18 protein-coding genes are annotated in these 16778 nt (G+C 57.6%); 11 read left to right on the forward strand and 7 right to left on the reverse strand.

Translation table 11 applies throughout. The annotated features are described in order from the left end of the window. Window positions 1-11 precede the first annotated feature (11 nt). From fahA to maiA, 6 genes are all read left to right on the forward strand, one after another. A complete protein-coding gene (gene fahA, locus FOY56_RS12675) occupies window positions 12-1268 on the forward strand; it encodes a fumarylacetoacetase (RefSeq protein ID WP_146346213.1) in 1257 nt (418 codons plus the stop codon). Between the two features lie 78 nt (window positions 1269-1346). Continuing rightward, a complete protein-coding gene (locus tag FOY56_RS12680) occupies window positions 1347-2297 on the forward strand; it encodes an MBL fold metallo-hydrolase (protein ID WP_146346214.1) in 951 nt (316 codons plus the stop codon). Window positions 2298-2449: 152 nt separating this feature from the next. Next, window positions 2450-4060, forward strand: a complete 1611-nt coding sequence (locus FOY56_RS12685; RefSeq protein ID WP_146346215.1) for an FAD-dependent oxidoreductase — start codon at window positions 2450-2452, stop codon at window positions 4058-4060. Window positions 4061-4064: 4 nt separating this feature from the next. Beyond that, the gene (locus tag FOY56_RS12690; RefSeq protein ID WP_146346216.1) at window positions 4065-4274 is read left to right on the forward strand and encodes a DUF2783 domain-containing protein; all 210 of its coding nucleotides are present in this window, start codon (window positions 4065-4067) and stop codon (window positions 4272-4274) included. Then, a complete protein-coding gene (locus FOY56_RS12695; protein ID WP_146346217.1) occupies window positions 4271-4813 on the forward strand; it encodes a VOC family protein in 543 nt (180 codons plus the stop codon). Before FOY56_RS12690 ends, FOY56_RS12695 begins: the two co-directional genes overlap by 4 nt. Before the next feature lie 69 nt (window positions 4814-4882). Next, window positions 4883-5521: a maleylacetoacetate isomerase gene (maiA, locus tag FOY56_RS12700; RefSeq protein WP_146346218.1), complete on the forward strand. Its 639-nt coding sequence runs from the start codon at window positions 4883-4885 to the stop codon at window positions 5519-5521. Between the two features lie 19 nt (window positions 5522-5540). Here maiA and FOY56_RS12705 read toward each other — a convergent pair whose 3' ends face one another. Next, window positions 5541-6356, reverse strand: a complete 816-nt coding sequence (locus FOY56_RS12705; protein WP_146346219.1) for a hypothetical protein — start codon at window positions 6354-6356, stop codon at window positions 5541-5543. Between the two features lie 210 nt (window positions 6357-6566). Between FOY56_RS12705 and FOY56_RS12710 the strand changes: the two genes are divergently transcribed. After that, the gene (locus tag FOY56_RS12710) at window positions 6567-7514 is read left to right on the forward strand and encodes a cyclase family protein (RefSeq protein ID WP_246139478.1); all 948 of its coding nucleotides are present in this window, start codon (window positions 6567-6569) and stop codon (window positions 7512-7514) included. A gap of 130 nt (window positions 7515-7644) precedes the next feature. Here FOY56_RS12710 and FOY56_RS12715 read toward each other — a convergent pair whose 3' ends face one another. The 6 genes from FOY56_RS12715 to hpaR form a co-directional block, all read right to left on the reverse strand. Further along, window positions 7645-8007, reverse strand: a complete 363-nt coding sequence (locus FOY56_RS12715; RefSeq protein WP_146346220.1) for a hypothetical protein — start codon at window positions 8005-8007, stop codon at window positions 7645-7647. Between the two features lie 228 nt (window positions 8008-8235). After that, complete coding sequence (locus FOY56_RS12720) at window positions 8236-8979, reverse strand: proteasome-type protease (protein WP_146346221.1); 744 nt, start codon at window positions 8977-8979, stop codon at window positions 8236-8238. A gap of 57 nt (window positions 8980-9036) precedes the next feature. Continuing rightward, window positions 9037-9843: a transglutaminase family protein gene (locus tag FOY56_RS12725; protein WP_146346222.1), complete on the reverse strand. Its 807-nt coding sequence runs from the start codon at window positions 9841-9843 to the stop codon at window positions 9037-9039. A 7-nt stretch (window positions 9844-9850) separates the two neighbouring features. Beyond that, window positions 9851-10792 (reverse strand): alpha-E domain-containing protein, encoded by a 942-nt coding sequence (locus FOY56_RS12730; protein WP_146346223.1) that lies wholly within the window; start codon window positions 10790-10792, stop codon window positions 9851-9853. Between the two features lie 3 nt (window positions 10793-10795). Further along, the gene (locus FOY56_RS12735; RefSeq protein WP_186766326.1) at window positions 10796-12223 is read right to left on the reverse strand and encodes a circularly permuted type 2 ATP-grasp protein; all 1428 of its coding nucleotides are present in this window, start codon (window positions 12221-12223) and stop codon (window positions 10796-10798) included. Between the two features lie 142 nt (window positions 12224-12365). After that, window positions 12366-12812: a homoprotocatechuate degradation operon regulator HpaR gene (hpaR, locus tag FOY56_RS12740; RefSeq protein ID WP_146346224.1), complete on the reverse strand. Its 447-nt coding sequence runs from the start codon at window positions 12810-12812 to the stop codon at window positions 12366-12368. A gap of 116 nt (window positions 12813-12928) precedes the next feature. On the opposite strand from hpaR, the gene FOY56_RS12745 reads away from it, so the two are divergent. The 4 genes from FOY56_RS12745 (at window position 12929) to hpaD (FOY56_RS12760) (ending at window position 16758) form a co-directional block, all read left to right on the forward strand. Further along, a complete protein-coding gene (locus FOY56_RS12745; RefSeq protein WP_146346225.1) occupies window positions 12929-13312 on the forward strand; it encodes a 5-carboxymethyl-2-hydroxymuconate Delta-isomerase in 384 nt (127 codons plus the stop codon). Then, window positions 13313-14821, forward strand: coding sequence for a 5-carboxymethyl-2-hydroxymuconate semialdehyde dehydrogenase (gene hpaE, locus FOY56_RS12750; protein ID WP_146346226.1), 1509 nt, complete (start codon window positions 13313-13315; stop codon window positions 14819-14821). 89 nt (window positions 14822-14910) lie between these two features. Further along, a complete protein-coding gene (gene hpaD, locus FOY56_RS12755; protein ID WP_146346227.1) occupies window positions 14911-15765 on the forward strand; it encodes a 3,4-dihydroxyphenylacetate 2,3-dioxygenase in 855 nt (284 codons plus the stop codon). A gap of 12 nt (window positions 15766-15777) precedes the next feature. Continuing rightward, on the forward strand, window positions 15778-16758 hold the full coding sequence (hpaD, locus tag FOY56_RS12760; protein WP_146346228.1) for a 3,4-dihydroxyphenylacetate 2,3-dioxygenase: 981 nt from the start codon (window positions 15778-15780) through the stop codon (window positions 16756-16758). Window positions 16759-16778 lie beyond the last annotated feature (20 nt).

Raw genomic sequence — 16778 nt, forward strand, 5'->3', positions numbered from 1 at the left:
TGGGAGAAACCATGCCACTGAAAAAATCCTGGGTCGCGTCGGCCAATACACCCGACTGCCCGTTTCCATTGAACAACCTGCCATATGGCGTTTTCCTGGCAACTGATGACGAACGCCATTGCGGCGTCGCTATCGGTGACCAAATCCTTGATGTCACACGGATGGAAGAAGACAGCCTGATCGATCTTCCGGAAGATTACGTCTTCATGACCGGTGTCTGGAACGACTTCATGGACCTCGGACCGCAGGTCTGGGCAGGCTTTCGCGCCACACTGACCGCTGCCCTGGCCGAAGGATCGGACCAGCAGGCCGCTTTGACGCCCTATTTGGTTCCAATGGCCGGTGCCAAAATGGCAATGCCCATCGACGTGATCGAATACACCGACTTCTACGCGGGACGGAACCATGCCTTCAACGTCGGCTCGCTGTTCCGTGGCCCTGAAAACGCGCTGCCGCCGAACTGGCTGCATATCCCGATAGGGTATAATGGCCGCGCCTCATCCGTCGTCGTGTCGGGCACCGATATCCGCCGCCCCTGGGGTCAGTTGAAAGGGCCAAATGACGACAAGCCGCGTTTCGCGCCTTGTGCCCGTTTCGATATAGAACTTGAAATGGGTGCAATTGTCGGCGTTTCCTCCGACGGGCCAATCACCGTGCAAGAGGCTGATGACAACATCTTTGGCTATGTCCTGCTGAACGACTGGTCGGCGCGCGACATTCAAGCGTGGGAATACCAGCCACTCGGCCCGTTTCAGGCAAAAGCGACCGCCACAACTATCAGCCCATGGATCGTGACCAAGGCCGCGCTGGAACCGTTCCGCTGTGACACGCCCGAGCGTGAGTTCGAACTGTTGGACCACCTCAAAGACTGCGGCCCAATGCTGTATGACATTGATCTGGACATAACATTGGCGCCAGAAGGCAAACCCGCAACGGCCCTGTCGCGTACGAACTACAATCAGATGTACTATTCCGCCGGACAGCAACTGGCGCATCATTCGACCTCGGGCTGCCCGATGAATGCAGGTGACCTGCTGGGCTCTGGAACAATTTCTGGCCCCACCAAGCCAGAACGCGGTTCACTTCTGGAACTCAGCTGGGGCGGGAAAGAACCGATCACGCTTGATACCGGTGAAACCCGCACATTTATCGAAGATGGCGATACATTGACCTTGAACGGCGCGGCACGTGGCGATGGCTATACCATTGGATTCGGCGACTGCGTGGGCAAACTCTTGCCCGCCCTGGAAGATCCATATCAACGCTAACCGCTTCTTCTCTTTAAAAATACTCCCGCCGGAGGCTCCGGGGTCCGACACCTCGCCCGGCATCGAAAGGAACACACAATGGCAAAAGCATTCGCGTCCCAGGGGGACATGAGCGAAAAGAAGATCACCTTCGATGAGATCGGTGAGGGCCTTTATGCCTTTACTGCAGAAGGTGACCCGAACTCAGGGGTCATCATCGGCGATGACAGCGTCATGATCATCGAAGCACAGGCCACGCCGCGTCTGGCCAACAAGGTCATCGAATGTGTGCGCTCAGTCACGGACAAGCCAATCAGCCACGTTGTCCTGACGCATTACCACGCCGTACGCGTGCTGGGCGCCAGTGCTTATGGCGCAAACCAGATCATCATGTCCGATGCCGCCCGCGCGATGGTGGTGGAACGCGGACAAGAAGACTGGGACAGCGAATTCCAGCGCTTCCCGCGCTTGTTCGAAGGTCATGAATCGATCCCTGGCCTGACCTTCCCGACAACGACCTTCAGCGACTCGATGACCGTCTATCTGGGCACCCGTCGGGTCGATATCCGCCAGATCGGGCGCGCCCACACGGCGGGTGACGCGGTGATCCATGTGCCGGACCAGAACGTGATGTTTACCGGTGACATCGTCGAATACCACTCGGCCTGCTATTGCGGCGACGGGCATTTCGGCGACTGGGGCACGACCCTGGACAACATCGCGGCCTATGATGTCGATGCCATTGCACCGGGTCGGGGCGATGCCCTGGTCGGTAAAGACATGGTCAACGCCGCCATCACCAACACCCGTGATTTTGTCGACAGCACCTATCGCCCCGCCGCCAAAGTCGCCGCACGCGGTGGCAGTCTGAAAGAAGCATGGGACGCCGTTCGCGAAGAATGCGACCCCAAGTTTTCTGAATATGCGATCTATGAACATTGCCTGCCGTTCAATGTAGCACGCGCCTATGACGAGGCCCGTGGCATCGACACCCCCCGCATCTGGACCGCTGCGCGCGATCTGGACATGTGGGACCAGTTGCAGGGTTGAGCAACCCGGTTTTCGGCGCCGCGTGCTTTCTTGATCCAGATCGTGACGCAGCAAACCGAAATCTGAGACACTGATCCTAATACCTCCGGCGGTCGACCGCCGGAGCCAGCAAGACCTGCGCCAGTCTGCGCCCGAGCCTTGGGGAGGAAACCATGAACAAGATTTTCGAAACGCCGCTCTATCCGTATAGCCACGGCCCGGACGAGGACGCCCAAGTGCCGGTACGCCATCAGGTCGTGATTGTGGGGGCAGGCCCCGTAGGCCTTGCTGCCGCCATCGACCTTGCCCAGCATGACGTCGATGTTGTGATCGTCGATGATAATGACAAGGTCAGCTTTGGCAGCCGTGCGATCTGTTTCGCCAAGCGTCCACTTGAGATCCTTGACCGGTTGGGCTGTGGCCAACCCATGGTCGACAAGGGCGTCGAATGGGATCTGGGCAAGGTGTTCTTTGACGAACGCGAAGTCTATTCCTTTGACCTGCTGCCCGAGGACGGGCACCAACGCCCTGCCTTTATCAACCTTCAGCAATACTATCTCGAAGAATACCTTGTGGCGCGGGTCCGCGAATTGCAGGCCGAGGGTAAGAAAATCGAGATCCGTGGCCGAAACAAGGTATCGGCCATCGGCACGCACCCTGACCATGTCGCGCTTGAGATCGACACACCCGAAGGCAGTTATAATATCGAAGCCGATTGGCTGATCGCCTGTGACGGGGCCAATTCGACCTTGCGTGCGATGCTGGGCAAAGATTTTGTCGGCCGCGTGTTCGAAGACAACTTCCTGATCGCTGACGTGGTCATGGACGCCGATTTCCCGACCGAACGCTGGTTCTGGTTCGACCCGCCCTTTAACCGGGGCCAGTCTGCCCTGTTGCACAAGCAGCCTGACGGCGTCTGGCGCATTGATCTTCAATTGGGTTGGGACATCGACAAAGAGCGCGAAAAGCGCCCTGAAAACGTCATCCCGCGCCTCAAGGAAATGCTGGGCGATGACGTTGAATTCGAACTTGAGTGGGTGTCGATCTATACCTTCCAGTGTCGCCGGATGGAGCAGTTCCGCCATGACCGGGTGATCTTTGCTGGCGACAGCGCGCATCAGGTCTCGCCCTTTGGGGCACGCGGGGCAAATTCGGGCCTGCAGGACTCTGACAATTTGTGCTGGAAGCTGAAGCTGGTCATGGACGGCAAGGCCCCCGAAAGCCTGCTGGACAGTTATGACAACGAACGTATTCACGGCGCTGAGGAAAACATCCTGAACTCATCCCGCTCGACCGACTTCATCACCCCGAAGTCTGAGATCAGCCGCTTGTTCCGCGACTCGGTCCTGAACCTTGCCGAGGCTTATGAATTTGCCCGGCCACTGGTCAACGCAGGCCGTCTGAGCGTGCCATGCACCTATGACGGATCTCCGCTGAACTCATCCGACGCATTGGCTGGCCCAAACCGGACCCGGCCCGGTTCACCTTGCCCGGATGTGGAGCTGCCCGGTGGGTATCTCCTGCCTAGGTTGGGTGATCGGTTCACGCTTTTGACCATCGACGCGGACGCGCCGGATCTGATTGAAGAAGACGGGATAACGGTCGAGCGGCTTGCACTGTCGGTCAAGGATGACCCGACATTGCTGCTGAAGGACCGGTATCTGGGCGATTGCGAGAGCGCGGTCTACCTGATCCGGCCTGACCAGCATGTCGCCGCCCGCCGCCCGGCCTATGATGACCTACAATTCCGCGCCGCGATCCGGCGCGCAACCGGAAAGGAGTAAGCCAATGGCCGACCTGATCCTGACCCCGAACATTGACGGCGCAGATGATTTCTATGCCGATCTGCTGGATACGCACGACGGAATGGACACCGCAGACAGTCACGCGCTGAACGCGCGTCTGGTTCTTGTGCTGGCCAACCATATCGGCGACCGGGCCGTGCTTTCCCAAGCGCTGAAGGCCGCTGCGTTTGACCAGAAGGAGGACACCCAATGAACATCAAACAGATCCACCACGTTGCCTATCGCTGCAAAGACGCGAAAGAGACGGTCGAATGGTACAAGCAGATGCTGAACATGGATTTCACGCTGGCCTTTGCCGAGAACCATGTCCCGTCGACGCATGAACCCGATCCCTACATGCATGTCTTTCTGGATGCCGGAAACGGCAATGTTCTGGCCTTCTTTGAATTGCCAACCAAACCGGACATGGGCCGTGATCCCAACACCCCGGAATGGGTGCAGCACATCGCCTTTCTGGTCGAAGACCGCGACGAGCTGATCGAATACAAAGATCACCTTGAAGCCAATGGGGTCGAGGTGCTGGGCGTCACCGATCATTCGCTGTTCCATTCGATCTATTTCTTCGATCCAAACGGACATCGCGTTGAACTGGCCTATGACGACCCGGGCGCGGCCGCGATGAACAAGAAGGCCGCCGAAGTCCGCTGGGAGATGTTGGAGGAATGGTCCAGAACCAAACGCGCGCCCAAGCACGCGGACTGGCTGCACAAGAAAGAACTGACGGACGTGTAAACACTGCTAAAGTGGTGATCTGGCCGCTGCCTTATCAAAGCGGGTCGCATGGAAAACCGGAGGATATCCATGAGTGACACAGTCCTTTACGACTATTGGCGATCCTCGGCGAGCTATCGTGTGCGCATCGCATTGAACCTTGCCGGGAGCGACTATCGCGCCATTCCCGTGGACTTGGTCAAACGCGAACACCGCAGCGATGATCATATGTCACGCAACCCGCAGGGCTTTGTCCCGGTGCTGGATATCGACGGGTTGCGGTTGACACAATCACTGGCCATTCTCGATTACCTCGACCAGACCCGGAGCCTAGGCCTGTTGCCCAAAGAGCCAGGCGAACGGGCCCTGCAACAGGCGCTGGCCCATTCCATCGCTGTCGATGTTCATCCGGTCTGCAATCTGTCCGTCGCAGTCGCCGCTGAGCAATTCGCAGGCGGTCGCGATGGCGCACGCAAAGAATGGATGCAACGCTTTATCCGACCGGGCCTGCTCGCCTTTGAAACGATGCTGGAATCATTCGATCAGGCCCCGTTTTGCTGTGGTGATACGCCGGGACTGGCCGACATTTGCCTGATGCCCCAAGTCTATAACGCCCGCCGTTGGGAGGTCGATATCAGCGACATGCCACGCCTGCTGAGTGTCGAAACGGCGTGCAGCACTGTTCCTGCGTTTGCGGCAGCCTATCCCGAGACCTGCAAGCCGGACTAGGTTGCCAGGCAATCCGGTGTCAAAAGTGAATTCCATAGGTTTGCGCCAACCATTCGATGTCTCTGGCAGCGCGCGCACGTACAATGCCGATGGCGCTATCCGATAGGGAAAACCGCGTATTGCCGGTGCGAAACCTGTCGTCCCGCGGGCGGATCACGCCGGTATCCCCGGTCTTGCGCCGGTATTGATCGATTTTCTCAGCCGTCTCCATCGAAATAGATTCGTTCAAACGCACGCGCCGCAAATGAGCGGCCAGTTCAGGATGCGCAATAGCTGCGCAGAAATCGGTGACAAGATCGCCCCCCTCGAACTGGTCGGTACCAAAGACACGAACACTCAGCCTATCTTCCCCGAACAAGCCCGACAGTCTTTGCAATTCTTTACGAGCGGGCACCCGTGGCGGGTTTTCGTTCAGTTCGGCCAATGACGCCTTACCTGTTTTCAAGAACTGCTGCGCCATGGAATTTGCCCGGGCAACCGGCTCGCGCGCATAATAAATCACGGTTGTCCTGAAGTACCGGTCCAGCAGATTTACCAGGGCCTCACCATGATTTGCGAAACTGCGATACAGGCCTTCGGAACTGATCACGGTATCGGGCATCTCTGGCAAACCGCTCAAATACGTCTCAACAAACGCCATATCCCCCTCTGCTGCTGCACGGGCAAGGAAATGGTGGGCGTAACGGGCGTTTGAAAACCGGTTCTCGGGCACGCCGGGATAACACAGACCATGGGCTGTCAATGTGCTGCAATTCTCAAAGAACGTTGTCTGAATCGACGTCGTCCCGGTTTTCGCCGGCCCCACATGCAGCCAAAGCTTTGGTCTATCTGCCAATTCGTCCTCCGCCCCGAACACGTGACCTACCGCAGCCTTTCATGCGTCAGTGCGGCTGTCAGCGCAACCGACCCGACGCCAAACACAAGGCGATCCACCGGTTCACCGCCGAAAAAGAATCGCACAACCAACGGGTGATTCAGTGTTACGCTTTCACCATTCGACCCGAGAGACGTCATTTCGGGTCGTTAGTTTTGGGAGGAACAAACATTGAAGACTACATATATCGCAGGCATCGCCTGCGCCCTTTCCATGTCAGCCACATCCGTGTTCGCCGCAGATTGTGCACCATCCAAATGGGGCGCGGATGACGAAATTGGCTCGGCCAATCTGGTGACCCCGGAAAACACCCTGATGGCTGCAAAGCTGATCAAACAGGGCAAATCCCTGCCTTTGGGTATCGTCATCGATTCCAACACTCCGGCCTTTCCGCCCCGGTCGCTAAGCCTGCAAGTTGTGCAACCCAACCAGCAGGGCGGGCAGAAACTGGACCAGTTTGGCTATCCCGGTGTGTATAACGACGACATCATCCAGACATGGGTTGGCATCGGATCACAGATCGACGGGCTGGGGCATCTGGGCGAATCTGGATTGTATTACAACTGTAACGATGAAAAGGACTTCGCAGCCATTACTGGGCTGAAAAAGCTAGGTGTTCACAATATCCCACCATTGGTCGGTCGAGCTGTGGTTCTCGACATGGCAAAGCAAGCCGGAAAAGACTTCCTTGCCGCTGGTGACCATTTCGGCCCGGATGAAATCAAGGCCGCCGCCGATGCGCAGGGTGTCAGCATTGGCAAAGGCGATATCGTTCTTTTCCACACCGGTTGGACCGAAAACATGCTGGACAGTGACCCCAATGCCTGGGTTTCAGGCGAACCCGGTCTGAACGTGGCCGGGATGACATATCTTACCGATATGGACGTGATGGCCGTCGGCGCGGATACATGGGGTGTCGAACCTGTACCGCCTGCACCCGGAGATGGCGCGTTCTATGGCCATGTCATCGCGCTGAAGAAAAATGGTGTCTACCTGCTGGAAACTATGAACACCGGCCCCGTGCTGCGTGAAGGCGTCAGCGAGTTCATGTTCGTGCTGGGCCAAGCCCGGATTCGCGGCACCGTGCAGATGATCATCAACCCGGTGGCCCTGTACTGATCAACGCAAGCTATCCAAGACCCCCGCCGCGGACGTCGGCGGGGGGACAGGCAACCTTGTTTCACCATGAACACGCGTCCTGAACCGCAAAGTTTCCAAATCGGACGAACCCGCGCTCAGATCGTAAGATTTACGATTCGATGCATAACCAATACTGGCCCGAGCGCCCGATAATCTGAACCGAATTGGCCGAGGTCTGCATCACCCGACGCGTCTGACTGGACCCTTTGCTAACCAGTTTCGCACCGTTGTTGCGAAATACATACGCACCGCTCTTGGTCTTACCATCAAGCGTATAGGTGTAAGGAATTTCCTGTGTCGCAGGATTCAGCTTAGGAAATACCATTTTCATTTGCTTGTCTTTGGCCTTGTTTTCACAAGCATATGTTTTGCCGCTTAGCACGGCGACAATGTCCGCGCCCTTCAATTCGGCGGCCGAAGCCGCGCCTGACAGGGAGACGGCCAGGCAGGCAGTGATCACAAATTTATACATAATACATCCTTCCCATACAAAGCTGGCTTAAAGCGCAGAAGGTCGTTTCACGCTTGTCGCCAGCGAAACGCAGCGTTCTTCTGAGAACGCTGTCAGGAAGGAGTTTGCCGGAAAGGCCGGGCGAGTTCAGTTAACCAGATCACACTCGCAAGTCGGTTTCTTGGCATCCCCGAATGCTTGGAACCATTAGGAGTATGGTGCGGACAGGACGACCGTCGGATCGCGCGTCTAGCGGGTTTCGAATGAAAAATCCGGCAGATGACTAAAGGCCGTTTTCAATGCTTCACCCCAGCCGTTCGACACGGTTTGATAATAGGGGTCATCCGCCGTGATCCGCCCTTGTTGGCCAAAGTGGAACGAATCCTGTTCGTAAGTCGTGTAATCCAGCGGAAGGCCGACCGAGAGGTTGGCCTTGATCGTGCTGTCGAAGCTGACCAGCAGCAGCTTGATCGCCGACTCAAAACTCATTGCAGGGTCATAGGCGCGCACCAGGATCGGCTTGCCGTATTTGGCTTCGCCGATCTGGAAGAATGGATTGTCTGCACTGGCCTCGATAAAGTTGCCTTCGGGATAGATCAGGAACAGGCGCGGTTCGCTGCCATTGATCTGCCCGCCAAGGATCATCGTTGCGCCAAAAGTCGCGGCAGAGGCCTGTGCGCCACCTTCGGCGTTGTCAGCAATGACCTCTTTCAGGGTGCGCCCAACGGCGCGCGCGATCTGGAACATCGATGGTGCCTCGAGGATCGAGGGCGACCGGTCTTCGGGTGCTTTTGTGCGTTCGTCGATCAGGCCGATAACGGTCTGCGTGGTGGCCAGGTTTCCGGCAGTCATCAGCGTGATGACCCGTTCGCCCGGAACCTCCCAGGTGTGCATCTTTCTGGCGGTCGCGATATTGTCGATCCCGGCATTTGTCCGGGTGTCCGACATGAAAACCAAACCCCGGTCAAGGAGCATACCAACGCAATACGTCATTTTTGACTGCCTGTTCTTCCGTCCCCGTCGCATCGCCGGGATTCGGTTCGGTGTATCTTATTCCTGCCGCTGCTCAACCTGCAATTTGACGTTCAGGGCCTCGGACGCTGCGCCAAACCGCATACCTGAGACCGGCGCCGCCCCGTGATAGTCCAGTGCGGTTGCCACACGGACATAGCGCGCATCGGGAGACATGGCGTTCGAAATGTCAAAACCAACCCAGCCCAGCCCGTCAACATGCACTTCCGCCCAAGCGTGGCTTGCATCCTGATCGACCCGATCATTCATCATCAGGTACCCGCTGACATAGCGTGCGGGAAAATCCAGATGCCTGGCTGCCGCGATGAACACATGCGCATGGTCCTGACACACTCCATGTCCGACGTTCAGCGCCTGCTCGGCACTTAACTCAGCGCTTTCCTGCTGCGTTGAATATGGCAAACGCTCAAGTACCAGCGCAGACAGAGCGTGAAGGTCGCTCAGGTCGTTTTCCGTCCGCTCCAGCGACGCGGCCAACGCGCGAAGCTGCGACCCCGCCCGGGTCAATGGCGTCGCCCGTTTGAATAACCACAGCGGGACATAGCCCGAATGCTTGCCGACCACGCCATTTGTGTCAGTGACCTCGACCTCGCCTTCACAATGCACGGTAATATTGCTGACACCGGGTTCGAAACTGATCAAGTCAACCGTATTGGCGTGTTCATCCTCAAAACTCAGTTGCTGGTGCCCGTTTTCGACGGACAGGTCCCACGACAGAACCGTTTGTTCGGCGCGCGACTTGGGCCTCAGACGCAGCTGCTGCAAGGCATAGGGCACCGGTGCATCATAGTGATAGGACGTCGTATGGGATATCTTCAGTCGCATGTTTTCGTCACTCGCTGAACCGGAAGTCGACTTCAATCTGCCGACCAAGAGACTGACTTTCGATCAGGAAATCGGTTATGAATTCATGCAGGCCATAGTCGAAGATGAGATCAATCGACGTGTTGTCGAATTTCTGACAAATCCCATTCACCAAACCGTTGCAGGGCGCAAGCTGCCCGTAATCATCGGCGATATGCTGCAGGTTTCTTTGGATTTTCCTGTAGCAGAAGGCCAGCGACCGCGGCAGGCGGTGATCCAGGATCAGGAAGCGCGCGATGTCGCGCGGATTGTGTTCGTTTTCATGCAAGGTCTGATAGGCACGACTTGCCGAGGTCGACCGCAGGATTGATTCCCACTGAACATTGTCCGTCGCGCTGCCGACATGCAGGATCGATGGCAGCAGGATATAGTATTTCACGTCCATGATGCGGGCGACATTGTCGGCCCGTTCAAAAAACGTTCCCACCCGCGCGAAATTGTAAATGTCGTTGCGCACCATAGTGCCCGCCAAAGTCCCCCGGACAAAGGCACTGTGCTTGCGGATCGTGCTTAATATATCCGGCAAATCCTGTTGATTGATCGGCCTGGCCAGAAGCTCGCTCAGGTCCATCCAGCATTCGTTCACGGCTTCCCACACTTCGCGGGTCAGCGCCGTGCGCACCATTCGCGCATTTGTACGCGCCGCTTCGACTGCCGAAATCACGCTGTTATGGTTGGCCTTGTCGCGCAGCAGAAAGTTGATAACGCGCGGCCCATCAACGGTTTCATAGTTGGCGTTATAGGCATTGATCACGCCCAGCGCGGTCAGGATCGACGTCCATTCACCATCGGCAGCGCCCGAGCGGGTCAGCGAAATCCGCAGTCCCGCATCGATCATTCGCGCTGTATTTTCGCTGCGCTCCATGTATCGAAGCATCCAAAAGACGCCACCGGCTGTTTTTCCCAGCATCCCTTAGTCCTCCAGCACCCAGGTGTCTTTGGTCCCGCCGCCCTGCGACGAGTTCACGACCAAAGACCCTTTTTTCAGCGCCACCCGGGTCAGCCCGCCGGGAATGATCTCGACCCCGTTGGGCGAAGCGAGCGCAAAGGGTCGCAGATCGACATGGCGCGGCGCCAGACCGGCCTTGGTCAAGATCGGTACCGTTGACAGCGACAAAGTGGGTTGCGCGATATAGTTGTCGGGCCGCGCCTTCAACTTTTCGCGGAACGCCGCGATTTCCTTTTTACTGGCGGTGGGCCCGACCAGCATCCCGTATCCGCCCGATCCGTGCACCTCTTTCACGACCAACTCGGCCAGATTATCCAGCACATAGGCCAACGCATCAGGCTCGGAGCACCGATGGGTCGGGACGTTCTTCAGGATCGGTTTTTCGCCGGTATAAAATTCGACGATCTCAGGCATGTAGGAATAGATCGCCTTGTCATCCGCGATCCCGGTTCCGGGCGCATTGGCGATGGTTATCCCTCCGGCACGGTAGACATCCATAAGGCCCGGCACGCCCAGCATGCTGTCCGGATTGAAGTTCAGCGGATCAAGGAATTCGTCGTCAACCCGGCGATACAGGACGTCAATCGCCTGATAGCCACGCGTCGTTCGCATCGCGACGCGTCCATCGACCACGCGCAAATCATGGCCTTCGACCAGTTCCACCCCCATCTGATCGGCAAGAAAGGCATGTTCGTAATAGGCCGAATTAAAGATGCCCGGCGTCAACACGGCGACCACGGGATGGTCGCTGCTGCAAGTCGGACGACATGCAGCAAGTGAGCGGCGCAGGCTGCGCGGGTACTGGCTGACGCTGCGCACCTTGTTGCGATTGAACAACTCAGGGAACATGTGCAGCATGGTTTCCCGGTTTTCCAACATGTAGGATACGCCAGACGGGGTTCTTGCGTTGTCCTCCAGTACGAAAAATTCGTTCTCACCCGTGCGCACCAGATCGGTACCCACGATATGAGTATAGATATTTCCCGGCGGAGATACGCCGATCATCTGTGGCAGAAAGGCTTCGTTCTGGGCAATCATTTCGACCGGAACGCGGCCTGCCTTAAGGATTTCCTGCCGGTGATAGATGTCGTGCAGGAACGCATTGATGGCGCGCACCCGCTGTTCGATCCCGCGTGACAGGGTCTGCCATTCCTTGGCGGCAATGATCCGCGGCACAAGGTCGAACGGGATCAACCGCTCGGTCTCCTCTTCTACGCCGTACACGTTGAACGTGATCCCGGTCAGCCGAAACAGCTTTTCGGCCTGCGCGGATTTACGTTTGAGGTTGGCAAACTCCTCCAACGCGATCCAGTCCGCGTAATTCGCATATGGTTCGCGGGCGGTGTCGCTAAACCCATACATTTCGTCAAACATTTGCCGGGTCTCAGTCATCGCCCCACCCTTGTTAAGTCGACCCATCCAATCACCGCATCTTGCCGGATGTGAGAGATCAGCACCCCGACCGTTCCATTTTCGGCAGAAAACGACGCGATTCGCCTATTTTTTGTGCATAATTGCTGGCAAAGCCCGCTCATCAGGACGATGTGTCCGGCGCGGTCGCATCAAGTTCGTTCAAAAGGTCCAGCAATGCGTCGTATCGATCCGGCCCCATTCGGTCGCGAACACCCTCCATCAGCGCAATGCTGGTTTCCAGGTTTGCATAAATCACATCGTTACCCTTGTCCGTGATCCGAACAATCTGCTTGCGGCGATCCTCCTGATCCGGACGCCGCGCGATCATGTCTTTTTCCTCCAGCTTTTGAAGGATTCGAGTCAAGCTGGGCAATAAAAGGCAGGCCTCGTCGGCAATTCGGGTCGGCTCCATCGCGCCGCCTTCCTGCAGAACGCGTAGAACCCGCCATTGCTGTTCGGTGATGCCGACATCGCTTAGCATGGCGCGGATCGGCCCCATAACCTTTTCCCGCGCGCGAAGCAGGGTGATTGGAAGGGATCTAGACGTGGATACATATTTACTGGTCATCCCCTAAGTGTGCCGCCGGTCGCGCGGGATGGCAATCCATGATCGTTTATCAGGGCTTGACGCAGCAGATTCACTTTGCTACACATGTTAACTATACAAGCCAGAGGGAGGAGACCTTGGCGCATCTGATCATCGACTATTCGCCAAACGTAGAACACTGGCTCGATATGCCTGCCCTCTGCGATGCTTTGCGTGTCGCCATGATCGAAACCGGCGCCCTGCCTTTGCCCGGCATTCGGGTGCGCGCGCATCGGGCCGATCATGTGTCCATAGCCGACGGGGCCGATCACCACGGTTTTATCGATATGTCCCTGCGGCTGCGCGGCGGTCGTGACATCGACACAAAACGGGCCGCCACAAACCACATCTTTGAAGCCGCTCGCAGGTTCGTCGAACCGGTGATGGCGACCCGCTCACTCGCTCTGTCGTTTGAAATGCGCGACATCGACCCAGATCTTTCGCCCAAGACCGGAACCATCCGGGACCATTTGGAGACGTAAATGACCGCACTTGATCAAAACATCGAGAAGCTGACTGGCCATCTGACCCGTTTCAAGGAAACCGGTATCCCCAACCGCATCGCAGGGCAGGACCGTCCGGGCTCGGGCGGCGTGTTCCAAACCCTGTCCCCGGTCGACAAAACAGTGATCTGCGACGTGGCCCATGGCACCGCCGACGATATCGACGCCGCCGCCTGGGCCGCTGCCGATGCGTTCCCGGCCTGGCGCGATATGCCTGCCACCCAACGCCGCAAGATCCTGCTGAATGTCGCCGAGGCCATCGAAGACCGCGCCGAAGAAATCGCCCTGTGCGAATGCTGGGATACGGGCCAGGCCTTGCGGTTCATGTCCAAGGCCGCGCTGCGCGGCGCGGAAAACTTCCGCTATTTCGCCGATCAGGTCGTGCAGGCCCGCGACGGCCAGCATCTGAAATCCCCCACCTTGATGAACATCACCACCCGCGTGCCAATCGGCCCGGTGGGTGTCATCACCCCGTGGAACACACCGTTCATGCTGTCGACATGGAAGATCGCCCCGGCGTTGGCCTCGGGCTGCACAGTGGTTCACAAACCCGCCGAGGCATCCCCCCTGACCGCGCGCCTTCTGGTCGAAATCGCCGAAGAGGCCGGTTTGCCGCCCGGCGTCCTGAACACCGTCAACGGGTTCGGCGAAGACGCCGGCAAAGCCCTGACCGAACACCCCAAGATCAAGGCCATCGCTTTTGTTGGCGAAAGCCGCACCGGAAGCATTATCACCAAACAGGGCGCCGACACGCTCAAAAGGATGCATCTGGAACTTGGCGGCAAGAACCCGGTCATTGTCTTTGACGACGCCGATCTGGAGCGCGCCTTGGACGCCGTGATCTTCATGATTTACTCGATCAACGGCGAACGCTGCACATCGTCCTCGCGGCTATTGGTGCAGGACACCATCCGCGAAGCCTTCGAAGCCAGGCTGGTCGAACGTGTCAACAACATCAAGGTCGGCCACCCGCTGGATCCGGCGACCGAAATCGGCCCGCTTGTCACTCAGGAGCACTATGACAAGGTGACCTCGTACTTCGACATCGCGAAACAGGACGGGGCCACCGTGGCCGCTGGTGGCGTCAAAGTCGGCGACAGAGGCTTTTTCGTCCGCCCGACCCTCTTCACCAATGCCACCAACAAGATGCGCATCGCTCAGGAAGAAATTTTTGGACCCGTCCTGACGTCGATTCCCTTCAGCACCGAAGAAGACGCGCTCGAAATGGCCAATGACACCGCTTACGGCCTGACCGGATATGTCTGGACCAACGACCTGACGCGCGCCCTGCGCTTTACCGACAAACTCGAAGCCGGGATGATCTGGGTGAACTCCGAGAACGTGCGCCACCTGCCAACCCCATTCGGCGGCGTGAAATCCAGCGGTATCGGGCGCGACGGTGGCGACTGGTCGTTCGAATTCTACATGGAACAAAAACACATCGGCTTCGCCACCGGTCAGCACAAGATCACGAGGCTTGGGGCCTGACACCGCCTGCCTTTATCCTCTTGCGTCAAATATCCCGGGGAGTGTGAGGGGCTGGCCCCTCACCCCCGACATCTCCAAAGGAGGCTCCAATGGGAGAAATCGTCCTCGCTGCAAAAATGACCCATGTTCCGACGATGTTGATGTCGGAACAGGACGGCCCGGTCAAAGGCAAACGCCAGCCCGCCATCGACGGCCACCGTGAAATCGCACGGCGCGCCAAGGCACTTGGTGCCACAACCGCGGTCATCTGCGACACCCACTGGGTGATCAACGCCGGGTTCCACATCAATGCCAACAAGCGGTTCGAGGGGTTGTTCACCTCCAACGAATTCCCACAGTTCATTCAGGATCTGCCCTATGCCTACGATGGCAACCCCGAATTAGGCGACGCGATTGCCAAAGCCGCATCCGACAAGGGTGCCTACACCTTGTGCCACCATCTGGACAGTCTTGAACTGGAATACGGAACGCTTGTTCCGATGCGGTTCATGAGCCGCGAGCACGACATGAAAGTGGTGTCCGTGGCCGCATGGGCCACGGTGCATGACCACGACGAAAGCCGTATCGTTGGCGAAGCCATCCGCGAGGCTGTCGAACTGAGTGACGAGAAAGTCCTGCTGGTTGCCAGTGGCAGCTTAAGCCACAAGATCTGGGCCAATAAGGACTATGCCGCCAACAACGGCACCTTTACAATTTCATCCGAGTTCAACCGTCAGGTCGATTTGCATGTGCTTGAGATGTGGAAGAACGGCGACCATGCCACCTTCCTCAAGATGCTGGGCGAATATGCCGGACATTGTTGTGGCGAAGGGTCAATGCATGACACCGCCATGCTGTATGGTGCCCTGGGATGGGACACATACGATGCAAAATGCGAGGTTATGACCGAGTATTTCCCAAGTTCCGGCACCGGTCAGACCAACGTGATCTTCCCGGTCCAGTAAACAGGAGCCCCCATGCCCATTCCCGCCCCAAACCTGTACCCGCCCTTCAACATCGTTCGGCTCAGCCACGTCGAATACTGCGTAACCGATCTGTCCGCCTCGCGGGCGTTCTATGTTGATACGTTGGGCCTGCAAGTCACCGACGAAGACGATATCCGGATCTACCTTCGGGCCATGGAAGAGCGCGGCCACCATTGCATTTGTCTGGTTCAGGCCGACAAGGCCGAGGTTGGCGCTTTGGGGTTCAAGCTGTTCGATGACAGCGACCTCGACGCCGCCGCGAGATTTTTCGACGAAAAATCTTTGCCCGTCGAATGGGTGGAACGCCCTTTCATGGGGCGCGCCTTTCGCACCCGCGACCCATGGGGCATCCCGCTGGAATTTTACGTCAAGATGGATCGACTCCCGCCCATCCACCAGAAATACAAACTGTATAACGGTGTGAAACCGCTCCGCATCGACCATTTCAACATGTTCTCTGCCGATGTGGATGCCAGCGTCGCGTTTTATAACGAAATCGGGTTCCGTGTCACTGAATACACTGAAGATGACGAAAGCGGTAAGGTCTGGGCCGCTTGGATGCACCGTAAGGGCGGCGTGCACGACGTGGCCTTTACCAATGGCACCGGCCCGCGATTGCATCACAGTGCCTTCTGGGTGCCCACGCCGCTCAACATCATTGACCTGTGCGACCTGATGGCAACCACCGGCTATGTCACCAACATCGAACGCGGCCCCGGGCGTCACGGGATATCGAACGCGTTTTTCCTTTATGTACGGGACCCCGACGGCCACCGGATCGAGATCTACTGCTCGGACTATCAAACCGTTGATCCCGATCTTGAACCGATCCGCTGGGCCTTGGATGACCCGCAACGCCAAACCCTCTGGGGCGCCCCTGCCCCGCGCAGTTGGTTCGAAGAAGGATCCACTTTTGAGGGCGCTGACACCACTGAAAGCAAGATGACGGCGCAGCCGATCATCGCGCCCTGACCCCCTCGAAAGGACAGGTC

Origin of the sequence: Falsiphaeobacter marinintestinus (genome assembly GCF_007923355.1) — a bacterium.
Classification (GTDB): domain Bacteria; phylum Pseudomonadota; class Alphaproteobacteria; order Rhodobacterales; family Rhodobacteraceae; genus Phaeobacter_A; species Phaeobacter_A marinintestinus.